Genomic DNA, 720 nt, shown 5'->3' with positions numbered 1-720 from the left:
GTTCCGCCCGCGTCGGTGGCGGGGGCTGCGGTGGCCGTCCCGGAGACCAGCAGGTCCCTGGGAGTACGGGTGAGACCGGTGCCGCCGTCCGCTCGCGAGAAGGCGTCCCAGCCGGGGCCGGGAGCAGTGGAGGAAGAGGCCGCGCCCGAGGACGCGGCGGCGGCCGAGCGGGCGGTCGTGGCGGAGGCCGCCGCCGAGGTCGCTGCGGGGGCGTCACCCGTACGACCGCCGGCCGACGGCTCGCCGGTCCCGGACCCGTCTCCAGCCGCACCCTGCCAACCGCTTCCACCACCGGCCGCGCCGGCCACGCCGGAGGAGTCGGGAGACCCGGCGCCGGATCCACCACTCGCGCCGGGGTGGGAAGCACCGCCGCCTCCGCTGTTCGCGCCGACCGCGTTGCGCGCGTCGGGTGTGCCGCCGGCGTCGTCGCTCGTGTCGGCGAACCCACTGCCGGAACCGCCACGCGGGCCCGCCGCCCCGTCGGGCTCGTTGCCCGTGCCGGCCGAGGCGGCCGCCGGGCGGCTGCTCCGTGGCTCGCGGTCCTTCCAGCTGAGTACCGCGCCGCAGGCGTCGCAGAATGACTGGCCCGGTTCCGCGCGGGTGCCGCATTCGGCGCAGTTCTGGGTGGTCGTCATGGGGACGGGGTCCTTTCGGCGGGAGCGGTGGCGGTCACCTGGACCGTGTACGGCATATGGGCGGGGCGGGCGGTCGCCACGAGGG

At 77.5% G+C, this 720-nt stretch carries 2 pseudogenes; both read right to left on the bottom strand.

The features are described 5' to 3' along the window. Window positions 1-635, bottom strand: a pseudogene (locus tag GRC12_RS46245) (hypothetical protein); the annotation flags it as partial. After that, window positions 632-720 (bottom strand): annotated as a pseudogene (locus GRC12_RS46240) (phage tail protein); the annotation flags it as partial. The pseudogenes GRC12_RS46245 and GRC12_RS46240, both read right to left, overlap by 4 nt.

The sequence above is a fragment of the Streptomyces griseorubiginosus genome (assembly GCF_017614965.1).
Classification (GTDB): Bacteria; Actinomycetota; Actinomycetes; order Streptomycetales; family Streptomycetaceae; genus Streptomyces; species Streptomyces griseorubiginosus_B.
This window is presented reverse-complemented; position numbering and strand designations above follow the sequence as displayed.